General features: G+C 60.2%; 8 protein-coding genes and 2 pseudogenes. 4 read left to right on the top strand and 6 right to left on the bottom strand.

Features of this window, described 5'->3' with window-relative positions:
- Positions 1-1,527: 1,527 nt before the first annotated feature.
- Complete coding sequence (locus AC5IJH_RS08680) at positions 1,528-1,722, bottom strand: hypothetical protein (protein ID WP_491902417.1); 195 nt, start codon at positions 1,720-1,722, stop codon at positions 1,528-1,530.
- A 695-nt stretch (positions 1,723-2,417) separates the two neighbouring features.
- On the opposite strand from AC5IJH_RS08680, the gene AC5IJH_RS08675 reads away from it, so the two are divergent.
- Positions 2,418-3,752, top strand: a complete 1,335-nt coding sequence (locus AC5IJH_RS08675; RefSeq protein ID WP_491902416.1) for a hypothetical protein — start codon at positions 2,418-2,420, stop codon at positions 3,750-3,752.
- 149 nt (positions 3,753-3,901) lie between these two features.
- Positions 3,902-5,371, top strand: coding sequence for a hypothetical protein (locus tag AC5IJH_RS08670; protein ID WP_491902415.1), 1,470 nt, complete (start codon positions 3,902-3,904; stop codon positions 5,369-5,371).
- Positions 5,372-5,832: 461 nt separating this feature from the next.
- Here the strand turns inward: AC5IJH_RS08670 and AC5IJH_RS08665 are convergent, their stop codons facing one another.
- The 5 genes and pseudogenes from AC5IJH_RS08665 to AC5IJH_RS08645 all read right to left on the bottom strand — a co-directional run.
- Positions 5,833-9,087 (bottom strand): DNA polymerase III subunit alpha, encoded by a 3,255-nt coding sequence (locus AC5IJH_RS08665; RefSeq protein WP_491902414.1) that lies wholly within the window; start codon positions 9,085-9,087, stop codon positions 5,833-5,835.
- The gene (locus AC5IJH_RS08660; protein WP_491902413.1) at positions 9,080-10,588 is read right to left on the bottom strand and encodes a DNA polymerase Y family protein; all 1,509 of its coding nucleotides are present in this window, start codon (positions 10,586-10,588) and stop codon (positions 9,080-9,082) included. Before AC5IJH_RS08660 ends, AC5IJH_RS08665 begins: the two co-directional genes overlap by 8 nt.
- Complete coding sequence (locus AC5IJH_RS08655; protein ID WP_491902412.1) at positions 10,585-11,778, bottom strand: recombinase RecA; 1,194 nt, start codon at positions 11,776-11,778, stop codon at positions 10,585-10,587. The genes AC5IJH_RS08660 and AC5IJH_RS08655 overlap by 4 nt, the downstream gene beginning before the upstream one ends.
- Before the next feature lie 364 nt (positions 11,779-12,142).
- On the bottom strand, positions 12,143-12,637 hold the full coding sequence (locus tag AC5IJH_RS08650) for an SOS response-associated peptidase (protein ID WP_491902411.1): 495 nt from the start codon (positions 12,635-12,637) through the stop codon (positions 12,143-12,145).
- Between the two features lie 58 nt (positions 12,638-12,695).
- Positions 12,696-12,770: pseudogene (locus AC5IJH_RS08645) on the bottom strand (SOS response-associated peptidase); the annotation flags it as partial.
- 188 nt (positions 12,771-12,958) lie between these two features.
- Between AC5IJH_RS08645 and AC5IJH_RS08640 the strand changes: the two are divergent.
- Both AC5IJH_RS08640 and AC5IJH_RS08635 read left to right on the top strand, forming a co-directional pair.
- Positions 12,959-15,585, top strand: a pseudogene (locus AC5IJH_RS08640) (CHAT domain-containing protein).
- Complete coding sequence (locus tag AC5IJH_RS08635) at positions 15,582-16,865, top strand: S41 family peptidase (protein WP_491902410.1); 1,284 nt, start codon at positions 15,582-15,584, stop codon at positions 16,863-16,865. The pseudogene AC5IJH_RS08640 and the gene AC5IJH_RS08635 overlap by 4 nt, the downstream one beginning before the upstream one ends.
- Positions 16,866-17,016 lie beyond the last annotated feature (151 nt).

The following is a 17,016-nucleotide window of genomic DNA, read 5'->3' as shown; positions in this document are numbered from 1 at the left end:
CCTCGCTCGGATGTGACAGCTCTCGACGAGTGCATAGCCATGTCAGCTAACCCGCATCGTCCGCCGCCGGAGGCCTCTCCGGTTTGCCGGTCCTCTACTTCGGCTCCGCAGTGTTGCGGGGAGTGTAAGTGCAGGGATCCCGAAAAAGCGAATCCTTGCCGCCTATCCAAGACTGCCTGGAGGATCTCCGTTCGACTCAGGAGACTCCAAGGCGGACCGCCTGCGTCACGGGTGCGTGTTCAAGCATTGTGACTACTTCTTGTCACATCTCCCGGCGACCGCATCGGTCCTTATGGCCGCCGGCGAGCGCTCGACGTCATGGACCCACGTCTCTAGAGGAACCAGTGCGAGCTTCGAGCGCTGCCACTCAGACGTCTTTTCAGTACGCGCATTGACATCCTTAGAAGCGGGCGGTTCCGAAGTTGCCTGCTCGTAATAGCCAAGCATTCGCGAGGGTGTCCAGACTGTGACGAGATGAAATTCTGAACTGCTTAGAGGAAAACTCGGTCTCTGAAAGCGTGGGATGACTTCTAGCTGTCTTGGCGACAGAGCCTCCCGGAGCTGCTTGAGAGCGCGTGCGTCAAGCTCCCCTTTCGACGCTCTGATCTCCAATGCGTCTCCAGATCGTCGCTGAACTCCCGTCTCATGGTAGTACTCTCCCTTCTCGTCAACGACGAGACACTCCCGTCGGGTAGTAAGATCCCCACCATGATCGCTCCAGTTCATTTCTGCCCACCTTAAGAGATCCCCTTGGGAGGCCGCCCACGATTGGCCACCTCCCATGGACAGCGTGAATAGGACTGTCGCAGATGACATCAAGAAGCTTTTTCTCATAAATTGCTCAGGGAGTGACTGTGTCCGTATACCCGGTCGTGATCTTATCGATGAACTTCGTGCAAGCGTTGTCCGCAATCCTGTTGTTGATGGGGCCGACGTTATGGAGCCTTTGTCCATCTCGGTAATGATAGATGTTATTGGCTGTGCAGGTTCCTCCCAGAGGTAGGGTGATCGGTTGGTGCGGAACACTATCGCTTAAGCCAAACGTAGCCATATATTCGGATCGTTCCAGCCCGCGGCGATGGTGCCATTGCTAGCCGTAACTCGACAATCGACAGTAAACAGTGTTAGTTTGCGTCCGACACTGACTGGACCACCACGCCCGCCGAAGCACCCATAGGAGCCGTGGGCCGTTCCTGTGACAGTCGTCGTGCCCATACCCGCGCCATACACGCTCGCGTTTCGACTCGTGCTGATGCACAGCGTAGGTTTGCTAACTGTCAAGCATCACGCCAGCCACCCGTGACCGGGTAGGAAACACGACGGCTATAGTCCTCCTATTGTCCACTGTGCAAGACGTATCCCGAAGTCAAACGAATCTCGGATTTGCACGTTTGCCCGCAGGGCGGCAGCACAGTCGAAGTTCGTGACTCGGCATGCATCCCCCTACTGCCTGTGGGCGACTATAGATGTCCGCTTTGCGAGTTCGAAGTACATGGTTGACGAGATTGGCGCTTGCGCAGAACACATTCAATGCTTGATCTTGAGCGGATAGTAGTACGCCGCTTGATCTTGTTCGTGGGTCGTTGAGAGGAAGTACTGCCCACCGTGAGCTTTGCTCAGATCGATGCTGGTCGTAATCTGCTCCTTCTCGCCAGTTGCGGCAGCCGGGGCAAGTCCCTCGGCCACCACACCGTTCCCGTTCCGATCGCGAGTGATCGCCACCAAGTACTGTCCTGGCGGGCTGTGCCGCGGCAGGACGATAGTAAGTCTGATCAAGGCGGTAGGGAGAGAGACAGACTGCAATTGCCCCGCCTGCTCTCCTCGAACAGTTCCGGTGTCCCAGAGGTCGACAGTCTGGGAGACCGCAACAGTGTTGGCTGCAGGTGGAGTGCGATCAATCGACCGCCAGCCTAGGACCAAAGCAATCGTGACAGCCGCAATCGTAGCGGCGGCTAGAGCAACGGCGAGTGTCCTTCGCCGAGATCGCTGTTCTTGTCTGAGCACGAGAAGGCGGCTCATGCAATTGGGGCAGGTTGCGGCGTGGTCAACCCGCGGGTCTGAAAGTCGGATCTTTGGAGACCTGCTTGCAAGATCCCGGCAGGGAGCGAACTTTCCCCACAGGAAATCCCGTCGTCTGCGCACTACCACGAATGAGTCACAGCAGATGTGGTAAATAGCTGGGCATTTCGGCCCGAAGAACGCTACTCTCACCTGAGCAAGAAAACGCAGCGCAACGGTTCGCGACGGTCCTTTCGGCAGCTTGTGCTTTTCTCCGGTTCGGCTTGTCCTCAGCAGCCGGTCCGCCGCGCGCATGTCTCCGTCGTCCGGGCGTCCTATGTACGCGCCCCGGGCAGCACGCGCAGCGTTTCTTTCGTAAAACGAGAATGATGATGAAATGTCATGAATGGGCCCTTCTCTTGGCCGGCGCAACCGCAGCCTCCCCGGCACTGCTCGGGAGCACCACGCCCCCGGGCGTCTTTTACGTCAGTGCGTACAGTGCGAATGGCAACCATACCGATTACGATATGGCGCGGCAGGCAGCCGACGCCTTTGCCGCGGGCGCCTACTCACCGGGTAGCGTTCTGGTGCTCAAGTCCGGTGTGAACACCACCTGCGACGCCGTTCCGCTGCCGTCCCTGGGCTCCGCGTCGACCACCTCGATCATCGGATGGGGCTCCGCCGTCAGCAGCATCGTCAAGGACCCGAACTGCCCCGGAAGCGCGGCCACCCTTCAGCACAAGGACTCGCCCAACGGCGCGCTCAGCCGCGGCTTGTACCAGGGCTTTACCGTTGACGCGAGCCATCACGACCTCGCCGCCTGCGAGATGTACGGCATGTCGCTCACTACGTTCCTCGATGTGGCGTGCGGCGACGCCGTCGCGAACGCCGACCACGTGCTCGAGTTCGGCAACCGAGATGCCAACTCAGTCGGCTGGATGGACAACATCTACGCCTATGACCTGAAGACTTTTGACTCGGTCGTCGGTGGTCTGGGTGCTGTGCTGAAACCGGTATGGGGCGGGAGCGTGCTCACAGGCGTCACCGTTGTGAGCGGCGGTTCGCGCGGCTACACCAGCCAGTACGTGCGCGCCCAGATCATCGGCTCCGATCTCGTCACCTGCTCCGTGGTGCCGCAGCTCACGCCAACGCGCGACGCCCACGCGCTGATCAACGGTGCCACCATCACCAATGCCGGCAGCTGTCAGAGCACCGCCCACCTGTTCATCCTCATCCAGGACGGGACGCCCGCGACCTACGGGATGAAATTCACCAACATCGCCGATTCGCATTTCTGGGACTTACGCGCCACCAGCGCAACCACCTACGGCGAAGGCTGGCTGGCCGGCTCGCACAATAACTCCATTTACAACGAGCAGCCCTCCGCCGGACAGCTCATTCAGATCACTGACACTGCCAACGGCAATCGTCACGTCAATCCCGTCTTTACCGATCCGGGCGAGTACGGCGCGGCCATCTACAGCCAGAACGGTACCTTCCAGAACGCAACCTTCAAGTGGGACACTGGCGCTTACATCGGCTCCTCCGGCTACTACGCTGGCAACGACCCGCGCGTCTTCCAGGACTGGATGATCCAGAACAGCCACTGCAGCAACACCAGCGGCCAATTCGTCGCTGTCACCACGCGGGCCGGTCTGTTGTCCAACACCAATCCAGTGCCCGGCGGCCTGAGGCTTCAATCTATCCAGACCTGCGATGGCAGCAACGCCACCCAGTGGGCGACCACCCCGTAGCTGCCGAGACGAGCCACTCTGCCACGCCTCCCGCGAGCACACGCCGCCCGTCTGCATCTCGGGCCCTCGACATCGCCGCACGTCCCACCACACCAGTCAACCCAAGCGGCCCGCGCTCGCCGCGTCGATCGAGTGGTCAGGAGTTTCAAATGAAGAGGATCGTTTGTGCTGCACTGTTGGCCGCCGCCCAACTCGCCCTTCCCCACATCGCCTCCGCGCAGGGAGCGCTCCCCTGGAGCAACGCGGTCAGCGTGCCGCTGCTCGCCAGCCAGTTCGGCAACGCGCTCTTCTACGTCGCCTCCTACCAGTGGACCGGCACGCACACCGAGTACGACATGGCACGGCAGGCGGCGGACGCCTACCTCGCCGCGCACCCACAGACACCGGTGTATGTCGTGCTTAACCCCTCCGCAACACAGACTTGCGATGCGATTGCGCTGCCCACAGTGCCGCGGGGTGACGGCACATATGCCACTGTCTCGATCATTGGCTGGGGCTCCAACCTCAGCAGCCTCGTCAAGCGCGGCGGCTGTCCCATGGCCACCACCGTTAATCATCCCGATTCGCCCAACGGCCTCGTGACCAGCGCGCTCTTCCAGGGCTTCAGCGTCAGCGCGAACCATTACGACACCGCAGCCTGCGGCTTCTACGGCATGTCTTCCAGCACCTTCTTCGACCTTTCGTGCGGCAACGCCGCTCCGGGGTCCGATCACGAGCTGGAGTTTGGTAACGCCGATCCTAACAACGCCGGTCAGATCTACGGCGCGTCTCTCTACAATCTCAAGACATTCGATAGCGTTGGCTCCGGGCGCGGCGCGGTCCTCACACCGGTCTGGTCCGGCACCTCGCTCACGGGCGTCACCGTCGTGAACGCCGGGACGAAGAAGTACACGAGGCAGTACGTGCGTGCCAGCATCGTCGGCCCCGATCTCGCCTCCTGCAAGACCGTGCCGACCCTCTCCATCAACGTGTCGAGCGACGCCTCCGGCCAGTACTCGAACATTCCCACGGTCACCTACGGCACCGTCGCCGGAGCCACCATCACCAATGCCGGGAGCTGCTCGAGCACCGCGGGGCTCAAGATCCTCATCCAGGACGGCATCACTCCGACCTTCGGCATGAAGTTCACCAACGTGCGTCGCTCGAATGCGTGGAACCTTGAGGCGACGGGCTCCAACACCTATGGCGAAGGCTGGATGCCTGCATCGTCGAAGAACACCATCATCGGCGAACACCCCTACACGAACCAGACTGTTCAGATCGCCGAATACGCCACCACCGACCTGCACATCAATGCCTTCTTCGACTCGCCCGGACAATACGGCGCCGCCGTCTACGGGCCGTACGGTAATTTCGTGAATTCGGTGTTTGCGTGGGACGCGAACACCTATACTGCCTCCGCCGGCTACTATCTCGGAGCCGCGGCCGGGAAGTACCAGGGCTGGACTCTCAGCAACAGCCAATGCACGAACAGCACCACCAGCTTCGTGACCGTCACCACGCCGCAAGGTCCACTCGCGGCGGGAAACGCGGCCCCCTCGGGGGTCACGCTCAACGATCTCGAGCGTTGCGATGGCTCGGTCGCCATCGACTGGCCCACACAGGTCACCACACCATAAGGGCGAAGCTATGTGCACCCTCCGAACTCGCGAGCCGTCGCAACACCGCACTGGTTCCGGCGCATTGCTGTCCACAAGGTGCCATCTACACAGTCCGACTGGGACTAAGGCCGGATCGACGTCTTAACGTTTGGAAGGCAGTTCTGCCCGGCTGCGATTTAGCAACTGAAAAAGCTGCGCGCCCGGAGAGCCATCCTGCTCGGAAACAGGCGTGGGATGATCGAGCGCGCCGAAGTTCTTGGGGCGGAGTTTCGGTGCCAGCTCTCCTGGCCAGGGAACTCTGATTGCGGTGCGCATCCCGTCACACCGCGCGTACGTAGATAGACGGTCACGGTGGAAAAGCCTGGTCCGTCGCTCGAGCCTGAGCCCGAAGAAGAGATACTCGAAGAGAGTGTTTGGCAGAGCTAGGTTCGTGGCCCGAAATCGCTACTGCGCTATATCCAGCAGCAGTCCGCAACTTCTCAATGAAAGTCGTGTGAGCGAATTTCGATGGGTGCTGAGGCCAGGGCGACGATTCGGTCAGCGCGCACATGGACCACGGCGTCTTCGTTCTGCAGCTTGCCTTCGACCAGCAGGAACTTACCTTGGCTGACCAGCAGACGCTCGCGTTCGTAGAGATCGGGATGCACGATGATGTTCGAGATGCCCGTCTCATCTTCCATCGAGAGAAAGATGAAGCCACTGGCGGTGCCTGGGCGCTGGCGTGCGATGACGCAACCAGCTGTCCTTACGTAAGCGCCGTCAGCAAATTGGCGCAGTTCCTGTGCGGATAAAATGCGCTGCTGACGCAGTGCAGCGCGGCGATAGGCAATCGGGTGCCGGCCCACAGTGACCCCTGTACCGGAGTAGTCCGCAACAAGGCGCTCGTCCGTATTCATCTGGCACAGTGGCGACGGTTGTTGTGTCTCGTGATTTCGATCGGGTGACGCGGCAGCATTGCGTAGCAATGGACCTGCGGGTCGGCCTGCCTGCTCGACCTGCCACAGTGCATCGCGGCGATGGCCCACGTTGGCTAATGAGTTCAGCGCACCAATGCAGGCGAGTCGCGTCAGCTCCTTCTTGTTCAGCAGAGGTACGCGCAGCGCAAGGTCTTCTGCAGATGTAAAGTGCCCCACCTGCCTGGCTGCCATTACAGCCTCGGCCGCATGCTGCCGCAAACTCTTGGCATACATCAAGCCCAGCCTGAGAGAGATGCTACTGTCAGCTTCATGTTCCAGAGTGCAGAGCCAGTCAGACTGTTGAATATCGATGGCCCGCACCTTCAACCCGTGCCGCTGTGCATCTTTTACAATCACCGCGGGCATGTAGAAGCCCATGGGCTGATTGTTCAAAAGAGCACAGGTAAAGGCAGCGAGATAGCGCACTTTGAAATACGCAGATGCGTAGGCAATGAGAGCGAAGCTGGCGGCATGTGACTCCGGAAAACCGTAGAGCGCGAAGGAACTGATGCTCTGCACGATCTGCTCCTGCGTGCTCGGGGCGATTCCGTTCGTAGTCATGCCGGTCCGCAGCTTGCCTTCGAGATCGTGCATGCGCTGCATGGAGCGGCGCATGCCCACGGCGCGTCTCAACTCTTCCGCCTCGGCGCCAGTAAAGTTGGCGACGATCATAGCCATGCGCAGCAGTTGCTCCTGAAACAGTGGCACTCCCAAGGTGCGCCTCAGCGCGTCTTCGAGCATGGGATGGGGATAGCTGATCTCTTCCTTCTTCTGGCGCCGCCGCATGTAGGGATGCATCATCTTGCCCACGATCGGGCCAGGCCGGATGATCGCTACTTGTACGACGATGTCGTAGAACCGATCCGGCTTGTTTCGCGGCAGCGAGGCCATTTGTGCACGGCTCTCCACCTGGAACATGCCAACCGTGTCTGCCTTCTGCAGAACTTCATAAACGTCCTCCTCCTGCGGCAACTGCGCGAGATCGACAGTTTGACCATAGTGCTGCGGGATCAATTCGAGACAGTCCTTTATGACCGCCATCATGCCCAGGCCGAGCAGATCCACCTTGATGAGGCCGAGGTCTGCGCAGTCTTCCTTGTCCCACTGGATGACGGTGCGGCCGGGCATGGAGGCACGTTCCAGCGGCACCACACGATCGAGCTGTCCCTGGCAGATGACCATGCCGCCGGAGTGTTGGCCAAGGTGGCGTGGCAGATCCTGAAGACGTAAGCAGAGCTCCAGATATTTTGCGATGCGCGGGTGGCGTACGTCGAAGCCAGCGTGTCGGAACTGCTGGTCCATCGTGTCGTTCGGTCCGCGCCATTCCCAGTGACCGACCAGGCTGGAGAGCTGCGCAAGTGTTTGGGGATCGAAGCCAAGCATCTTGCCTGCTTCGCGCGCCGCTGATTTGCCACGATAGGTGATGACGTTAGCTGTCATGGCGGCGCCCAGCTCGCCATAACGTTCGTACACATAGCGGATTGCCTGCTCGCGCTTGTCGCCGGACGGCAGGTCGAGATCAATGTCCGGCCACTCACCACGGCTCTCACTTAGAAATCGCTCGAACAGCAGATCCATCTCGATAGGATCGACTGCGGTGATTTCGAGGGCGTAACACACGACCGAGTTCGCAGCACTGCCGCGGCCCTGAATGAGAATGCCGTTTCGTTTCGCGTAGCGGACGATGTCCCAGACGATGAGGAAGTACCCGGCGAAGCCGAGCTGCTCGATCAGCGCCAGCTCGCGTCGTGCCTGCGCTGTGGCGTTGCTCAAAAGGTGTCGTTTACCAGCGTGTCCATAACGCAGGCACACGCCTTCCATGACGCGCTGATACAAGAAGCGCTCCATGGTGTCGCCCGCAGGAACGGGATAGCGGGGAAACTCATAGCCCAGGTCTTCAAGCGTGAAGGCGAGCCGCTGAGAGACATCGTTGGTACGCTCGACCGCATGCGGCAGGTCGTGAAAGATAGCGCGCATCTCGTGGCCAGAGCGAAGGTGACGTCGCGCATTCACGGCCAGCAGCCGTCCGGCGTGCGCCAGCTCTTTGCCATGGCGGATGCCGGTGAAGATGTCGAGGATCTCGCGATCGTATGGCGTGGCGTAACGCACACCATTTGTTGCGACCACGGGGAGATGGAGCGCCGACGCAATCCGCATTGCTGCCTGGTTGCGCCACTCCTCCTCTCTCTCCTGGTGACGTTGTAGCTCGATATACACATTGTGACAGCCATAGATGGAGATCAGGCGCTCGACGGTGGACCGGCCTTCTCGCTCGCCGCCACGCGCGAGCGCTGACGCGAGTGGCCCCTCGTCGCCACCAGTAAGGCAGATCAACCCATCCGAGAATGCCTCCAGATCCTGGATGTGAGCGGAGCCTTCGGCTTTGGTCGGCTCGCGCATTTTGTAGCGCGTGATCATCTGGCAGAGATTCTGGTATCCCGTACGCGAAGTACACAGCAGAGTCAGCCGCACAGGCTCTTGCGGGCGTGTGTGCATGGTCCAGGGCGCTGGAGTCAGGCGATTTCCTAACTCATGAGCGGAGATCTCCGCGCCCACGTGACCTTTGATCTTCTGCTTCTCTGCCATGGTGTGGAAGCGTGCCGACCCGTAAAAGCCATTGCGATCGGTGAGGGCGATGGCGGACATCTCGAGGGACGCTGCCTGCTCGACGAGCGACTCAGGCTGCGACGCTCCTTCAAGAAAGGAGAAGGCGCTGGCCGCATGTAGCTCGACATAGCGGTCCGTCCCGTGACGCTCAGTCCCAAACTGATCAGTCATAGATACCTTCTACCTGCCAGAGCTCCGTCGTCAGGTCGTGCACCAGCAGTGCGTGCATCGGGACGGGCGCATTCTCTGCTTGCAGCAGGACCTCCCACTCCTCCCGAGCCCAGGCATCGCTGCTTCTCCACCACGCGCCACTCGAACACCATGGTCCATAGGCGCGCTTCACCCGGAAGCGCTGATGCTCGCAGGTAACGAATGCGGGTTGAGCGCTCTGGTGTGCCACATTTGCTGGCCATGGTGGGCGCAGGCGACGGCATGCAATGCGAGCATCTGTTCCGGCAGCCTGCGCATTCAGCGACGGCGCCTCTACGCGAAATGGCTGCATAGAGAAGCCCTCGGGTCCGTGTGTGTCTCGCAGTTTCGGCGACCCGACGTTTCCCTCGCCAACGATCGATTGCACACGAGCCAGCGTGACATCCAGCCGCGAGCTGTCTGGCAACTGCGGCGAGAAGAGTCCACCCTGCTCGCGAGAGGGAGCCGCGGGTTCGGCAGTCAATTCCATCGCCAGAACGCCCGCGGATGGCGGATGTACGGCCAGCTCCAATTGCAGCAGCTTGAGTAGGAACTTGCGATCGGCGGAAGGCAGCGCCGGGCGCACGCTGAGCGTGTGTTCGGCAGCGCGCTCCAGCTTCAGGGTAAGGGCAAGCGACAACAAGGACAGAGCCTTAGCCTCGGCAAGAGTGATGAGCCGGTCCAGCATGGGGCCGAGGACAAAGAGCAGGGAATCGGCGAACTCGACGGGCTCTTCGAAGACTGCATCTGCCTGCAATACAAATTGGGGCTCCACAGGGCGGAAGAGATGAGGCTGCGTGCCAGTAGCGAGTGCATGCAGTCGTTTGCCAGGCTGACCGAGTCGCGCCACCAGCTCCGCAGGACGCAGTGCGGCAAGCTGCCCCAACGTGCGGATGCCCCATCGTGTCAGCGTTTCAACGTGCTCTGGATCGGGCTCAAGCGCGCTGCACGGTAGGGAGGAGAGTGCAATGGCCTCCTCACCGGAGGGGATCAGCACGGGATGGCTGCCGCTATCGAGCGTTCGCGAGACGACGCGCGCCGTCTCCAGATCGTCGCTGATCACCATGGCGGTGTAGACAGCGACAGAGTGCAACTGCTGTTCCAGATCTTCCGCCACTTGTTGTGGACCACCGGCCAACCGCTCTGTTCCAGCGAGGTCGAGCGCGAAGCAGCAGACGGTCTCTTCGGACAGGTCTTCGATACGTGGTGTGTAGCGGCCAAGCAATGCCAGGATGCCGCTGTGCAAAGAGCGCTCCTCCGCAAGCGAACGGCGTAGCAACAACACGCCGGAGATCTGCTCGGCCTCGACGCGCGTCATGCCAGGTGTGATCCCTTTGGCAAACGCGCGCCGGTTTGCCGAGCAGACTCGCTCCAACGGTGGCTCGTGCTCGAGCACCGCAATCGGCTGCGGCCGCAACTCCGGCCTGAGCGTGAGCAGAGCCTGTGCGGGAAACTGTGCCGCCCTCAGTAGCAGATAACTCAAACGCGACCTCCCCACGATGTGCGTCCCTGCCACTCGGTCGCGCTGACACGTTGTGGTGGTTTGCGGTGAGGCAGCACGGCAGGATGGAGTGCGACGAACCGCTGCCGACCCACCTCCACGGCAAACCGGAGTCCAGAGAAGTAACTCGTTTCTTCTGCCGGACTGTGTGTCTCCGTCTGCGCCTGAGTGCGCAACAAAAGTGCGGCACTGCTGCCAGTGGAGGCATGCTGAGTCAGTACCAGAAGCGTGGTCCGCGCCTGCTCGGCGCCAGCGCGGAAGCGAAACCAGGTAGCCATGGGGATCCGGGATACAAACTCTGCCGCAACATCAGCTAGATCAAGGACGATCAGACGAAAGCCGCTGGTCTGCAGCAGCAGATCAGTGACGCGCAGTGCCTGATCGATGCGCTGCCATGGCTTGCTCGGTCGCATGCGCGCGAATGACAACGGTACAGATTCTTGCGTGCGCTCTGCGTTCCTATGGTCTTCGAAGAGTTCGCGTTGACGTAGTAAGTAATCGCCACGCCGTGAGGGCTGGCGATCGGTGCCTGCCTGCTCGATGCGTGCGGAGAGCTTGTGGCGAGGCGCTGAAGTTGCGGGTGCCGACGGTGCAAGCGGTCGGTTGGGGGCGCCCGGCGTGCCGGTGATGCGGTCACCACGGAACGAAGAAGCGGCGGCCAGGAGAGTGCCGACTGCGTCAGAAAGTCCGCGCTCTTCCGACCGTGGGTGCGGACTTCCGCCGCCATGCTGCACACGTGAGGTCTGCGGCGCCTGGAAATCGGCAGCACGTGCGGCTGCCGGTGCAAGTGGCTGATTCTTCTGGTGTCCGCAACGCACCCACAGCAGACGCCGCAGATCGACATCTGCGGCTGCGGCAGACGCAGGATCCAATGCATCGGTCACGTCCACCCAGGCGACAACATGGCCAGCGCGGGTGGCGGCTCTGGATGTGGTCAAGGCCAGTGCTGTACGCCCGGAGCCATGCAGTCCGCTCACCTCAGTAATGGCGCCAACCGGCAAACCGCCGAAGCATTCATCCAGCGCGGCAATGCCGGTGAAAAGAGACTCGGTCGGCCGCCGGGAACTGGGGGTGAGCGCTGCGGGAATTCGCTGGGCAAGCTGCTGTTCAATCGCGGAGCGAAGATCAGCAGCCGAATGGCGGGAATCGCGAAGAGGCAGGGCGGCGGACATTCGCCTTATGTTCGCCCATACAGGTGCCAGGCTGCAATTACGCCTGCATTAGGATCGGTGCAGGTTCTGTGGGAAAGCCACAATTTCTTCGGAACCCAGTGCCGTGGACTGCGGCACTTCGCGGGCGTTAGTGGTCGCTCCGGAGAACATTGCTCATCTCGGCGAAGATCGTTGCGTTGCTACTCTCTCGGTGCACACAAAGCAACCCTGGTGGGCTGAGTAGTATCGACTGGGTGTAGCAGCTTGTGGCGAGTTGTGCCTTCGGGAGGACCGGCAGGGCGTTGAGCCACTGAATTACCCAAGCTTGTGATCCGGCTCCGGATCAGCCAACGAATCGATACAGTCGGGTGTGTCATTCTTTACATTACTGACCTTCCGATCCACCTTTCCGAGCGGTCATGTCTTCAGCAGGAAACGGCCGTTGCAGATCGAGTGGAGGGTGCAACAGATCACCAAGGGTCAACCACCGGCCGTAGTCTTTGGCCGGAATGATGACTGGCATACGACTATCCATTGGCTCAACCACTCGTTCGGATCTGTGGTGATGACCGTAAACGTCAACAGTTCCATACCAGCCTTCCGATCGTTCCACTTTTCCCAGAGCCATGCGAATGCGTAGGGCTCGTTGCTCCGATTGCGAATGACTGTTCGTCTTATCGATTTTCTGCCATTCGTAGAAAGCGTCTGCCGGTACCAGGCAACAACGGGACTTCAACGCCTCGCGAAATGCGGGAGCTTTGGGCGATGTCTCCGCCTTCGCATTGATTGTTGACAGACCGATCTTGGCGTCCTTCGCCCAGAACGGAATGAGGCCCCATCGCATGAGCACGATTTCGCGCTCGCTTGTGTCGCGGTTCAACCCGGATCACCGGTTGGAAGGTCTGCGGGGCAACGTTGTAGGACTGCCCAAAATCAGGTACGGACGGGCCGTGAACATGGAAGTGTTCAGCGATGCGCTGCTTGTCAGAACGTCGTACGTATCTACCGCACATTCAACAAGTTCAATTGTGACACTGCAGGGATTCGAGCGGCTGCAGGCGGCTCACGCGTGAGCGCGGACGACGCGAAAAGATTTGCTTAGCGAGCCGGTGACAACCGAGTGAAATGAGTAAACCAACTCCTGAGCAGTTGCCGGCTGCGCTCATCTCTGCCATGATGACAACCGAAAGAACAGAGTTCTATGCGAGTTGCTTTTCCCCCGAGCCTCCGCATCCTCGCGGGTCTCCTCCTAGCTGCGCTGCTAAGCGTCATCGGATACCGCGTGTTCTTGCGGGTCTCTCATTCACCTAGAGCGATGCTTGTTAAAGCCGACAACCTGTCTTGGCTGAACAGCTGGATAGCTGCGGCTCCGATCTACCACGACGCGGAACTCGGATTCAAGGAGCGGGGTGACTCCGCGAGGGCGCTCTACGCCCATGTGAGCCAGATTCCCGCACAAAGCGAATCCTCGACAACGATCCCGAACCAGATCGCCACATTGCGGATGGATCTGGATCGCCCTGAGGCTCGCGATCCCGAGACGCGCCTACGCATCCTGACAATCCTCGGAATGCTGGAAACAAACTACGACGCGGGCATGGCGCGGCAAACTTGGGCCGAGGTGAAGTCGCTTGCAGTCGAGCGTCACCAGTTTCTGCTTGCATCGCGTGCCGTTGGAGAGGAGGGGATTGCCGCCTTCCTTCTTGGCGACATCGCAACCGCTCGGAAGAACGTCGCGCAGGCTTGGCTTGTGGCGAAGTTTGCCGACCCCGGCGCTCGCATTCGCTATGCGAGCATGTATGGAACAGGACTTGTTGAATTGCACAAGTTCAAAGAGGCCAACGGGCCTCTTGATGAAGCGATCAGAGTAGCCGCGAGTACACCGAATGCCGCATACCCTTCGATCGCAGTCGACGCCAAGATCGAGGCTCTGAGTGGGACTGGCCGGAATGCCGAGGCCCTCGCTCTCGCCGATGACGCGATGCAGAAGGTGGCGTCACTCCATCTCGCCGGTCACTTGTACGAGCTCCTTCAAGCTCGAGCGCGCGTTTACGGCAACATGAACAACTGGAACCAAGCGGTTGCCGATCTCCGCGGCGCTGCAGAAGATGCCAAGCGGCTGTCCTACTGGCGTGGCGTCACTCAAGCCGAAGGCTTGTTAGCGGAAGCATACCTGCACACCGGAGACACACATTCGGCACTGACGGCGGTGAACGAAGCCATCGCTGCTAACAAGAGGATCCCAGATGAGCTGTACTTCGTACCTTCTAATCTAGCAATCAAAGCTCAGATCCTGGCACGGCTCGGGGATGTCAAGGCTTCGAACGAGTTCTACGAACAGAGTGCGGACATGCTGGACGCACTTCTCAGCAGAGCTCCGACGCCCACGGTGGAAAGGCAGCTGCTGAGCGAACTGAGCAACGTCTATGCCGGGTATTTCGCCTCGCTCTGCAATCAGGGCAGGACGCCCGATGCATTCCGCACTCTAGAGAGAGCAAGGGGGCGCGTCGAAGCGCAGGGCCTTTCACATCACGAGGTCGTGGTTCCGCACCAACCCACTCCGGTAGATTTGCGGATCACCGAACTGAACGTGCGATTGCTCGACACGCCAGACCCGAGCCAACGAGCGACCATACTCGACCAGATTTACTCGACAGAACGAGAACTCGACGGTTCGAAGGCGAGCGGTGTGCCCAGCCCTGTCTCGCTCGCGGCACTCCAAAGGGAGTTGCAGCCCTCCGATTTGTTCATCGAATACGTCTTGGACGAGCCGGTCTCGTACGCGCTGGCGGTGACCAGTACGACGGTGCACCGGTACGAACTGCAAGCCCGAACCGAAATCGAAGAAGACTCAGACCGGTACCGATCCGAACTCGTGAAGCGCAAGACAGACACGACTTTGGCCGCAAACCTTTACGACGAACTTCTGGCCCCAATCCCTGAATACAAGCAGAAGACGAACCTGATCGTCGTCCCAGATGGGAAGCTGCACCTCCTGCCCCTCTCTTCGCTCATGGCTTCCGGCCAGTATGTCTTGGCATCGCATGTTGTGAGCGTTGTGCCCTCGGGATCAGTGCTGGATCTGCTCCGCCACCGTCATCTGCCGAGCCCGCATGACGACATGCCGTACGTGGGAGTAGCCGCTTGGACTTCAAATCCGCCATCTCCGAACCTGCTTGCTTCTATCCGTCGCGCCGTTTCTGGACCCAACAGGCAGGACTTGGTGGCCCTGCCGGAGAGTCGGAGGGAAGTGGAGACCATCGCGGACGACCTCCCGAAACCCAGCACCATTCTCCTTGGCGGTCATGCGACCAAGGCGGCTTTCCGCGAGCTTCCGCTCAATGAGTACCGGGTCATTCACCTGGCACTCCATGGATACGCAGATCCCGAATACCCAGATCGCTCCGCCCTCGTCTTTGCGCCTCACGCATCATCTACCGATGATGGTCTGCTCCAAGTGCGGGAGATTCGGACCTTGCCGCTGAACACTGATCTCGTGACGCTTTCGGCATGCGACACAGGACTCGTGCCCGTAAGCGAGGAGGGCGTCGACAACATTGTTAACGCGTTTATCGAAGCGGGAGCGCAGAGTGTGGTCTCGACTCTTTGGGACGTGGAAGACCATGCGACCGCGCAACTGATGATCTCTTTTACCGACAGCTGGGCCTGCGCAAACCCAAGGCAGAAGCACTACGCGATGCGCAACTCGAACTGCTGAACTCTGGTGATCCACCCTACTTCTGGGCCGGATTCGAACTCGCAGGGGAACCAAGTGCAACGCTGTTCCCTGAATCAGAAGCAGTGTCGACAAAGAGGAATGTGCAATGAGTGGAGCAGGCGCTGCCGTCGGCCAGAAGACGTCGCAGCTGTCAGATCAGGAGAAGCACCGCATATTGCAAAAGGTGCTCACCACTCTAGAGAAGCGCTTCTACTCGCCCGAGAAGTTAAATGACAGTTGGCACGCGGCGGTGGAGCGGCATAGAAGCGCAATCGAATCCGCCCCCAACGCAAATGCTTTCGAGCAAACCGTGACCGATCTGCTGGCGCAATTGCAAACGTCTCACCTTGGGTTCTTCCACCAAAGTGCGCGTCGCGCATCGAGCCGTGCTGCCCTCAGCGCAACCTACTTGGCCGATGAGACGGACTACGGGAATCGGTGGATTTTCCAGGATGTCCATGCGGGCGGCGCGGCCGCCACTGCGGGCATCGAGCCCGCCAATATTCTCCTCAGCGTAGGCGGCCGTGACATCACGCCACCGGATCACCCGGTGTTTCCGATGGGCGAGCCGACCGAGGTTGAAGTAATCGATAACGACGAACTCCGGCGAAAGGTGACGGTGGACGTAGCACGTCCGAAAGGGAAGAAGCTTCACTTTATCGAACCCACGCTCGTCGAAGCCCGTCACCTCGGAGACGGAGTTGGCTACCTGAAAGTAGCGATGTTCCCTGGCATGGTCGGAGTCGTTGTCGCAAATCAGATCACCGATGCTGTGCGATCTCTGGATGGAGTGGATCGGCTGATCATCGACTTGCGCGGGAACACTGGAGGCGGGGTCGGCGCGTTACGCGTCATGAGCCTGTTGACCCCGGAGAAGATTCCGGTCGGCTTTGCTTTAGACAAGCGCCGGGCCGCGGGATACCTCGACCGTGAGAAGCTGAGCTTTCCCCGCTTCTCACGGATTCCATCGAATACTAAGGCGCTCTGGCCCTTGGCACTGCGATTCGCTCCCGCAATGCTCACACAAAAGCCTGTGGTCCTAGATACCGAGGGTCTCGGTCCACAGCGCTTCCACGGACGAATCGTGTTGCTGGTAGATCGCCACACTGCCAGTGCGGCAGAGATGATTGTTGCGTTTGCACGTGAGAACAAGCTAGCGACCATCGTCGGTGAGCAGACGGCCGGACGGCTCTTGTCGGCGACCTCTGTGAAGGTTGGGGCGGGGTACCGCTTGGCACTCCCCACCGGCGCATACCACACCTGGAAAGGCGACGCTCTGGAAGGGACACCGATCGAGCCGGACCATCTGACCCGATTCGATTGGCGCAGCCAACGAGATGGGACCGATCAACAGCTTGAAGCGGCTCTCGACTTCTCGAGAGCTGGTTGAGACCCGGTTACGCGATACAGGCGAAGATGGGCGACCGAAGTTGGCACGACAAGCGCGTCGTGGGTACGGAACTTTCTCTGACAATCCGGACAGCACTCGACGAGTGCATTGGCCTGTTGGCGTCGACCGAAAACGCCTTTTAAGCGAGACA

The sequence above is a fragment of the Candidatus Dedyshia acidiphila genome, assembly GCF_051025295.1.
Taxonomy (GTDB): domain Bacteria; phylum Acidobacteriota; class Terriglobia; order Terriglobales; family Acidobacteriaceae; genus KBS-83.
Note: the sequence above shows the minus strand (reverse complement) of the source record. Positions and strands in the feature narration are given on the sequence as shown.

What these genes read in the sequence shown, in the direction of transcription:
- AC5IJH_RS08670 (WP_491902415.1), top strand. Translation starts at nt 3,902, where the DNA reads ATGAAGAGGATCGTTTGTGCTGCACTGTTGGCCGCCGCCCAACTCGCC.
- AC5IJH_RS08635 (WP_491902410.1), top strand. Translation starts at nt 15,582, where the DNA reads ATGAGTGGAGCAGGCGCTGCCGTCGGCCAGAAGACGTCGCAGCTGTCA.
- AC5IJH_RS08665 (WP_491902414.1), bottom strand. Translation starts at nt 9,087, where the DNA reads ATGACTGATCAGTTTGGGACTGAGCGTCACGGGACGGACCGCTATGTC.
- AC5IJH_RS08655 (WP_491902412.1), bottom strand. Translation starts at nt 11,778, where the DNA reads ATGTCCGCCGCCCTGCCTCTTCGCGATTCCCGCCATTCGGCTGCTGAT.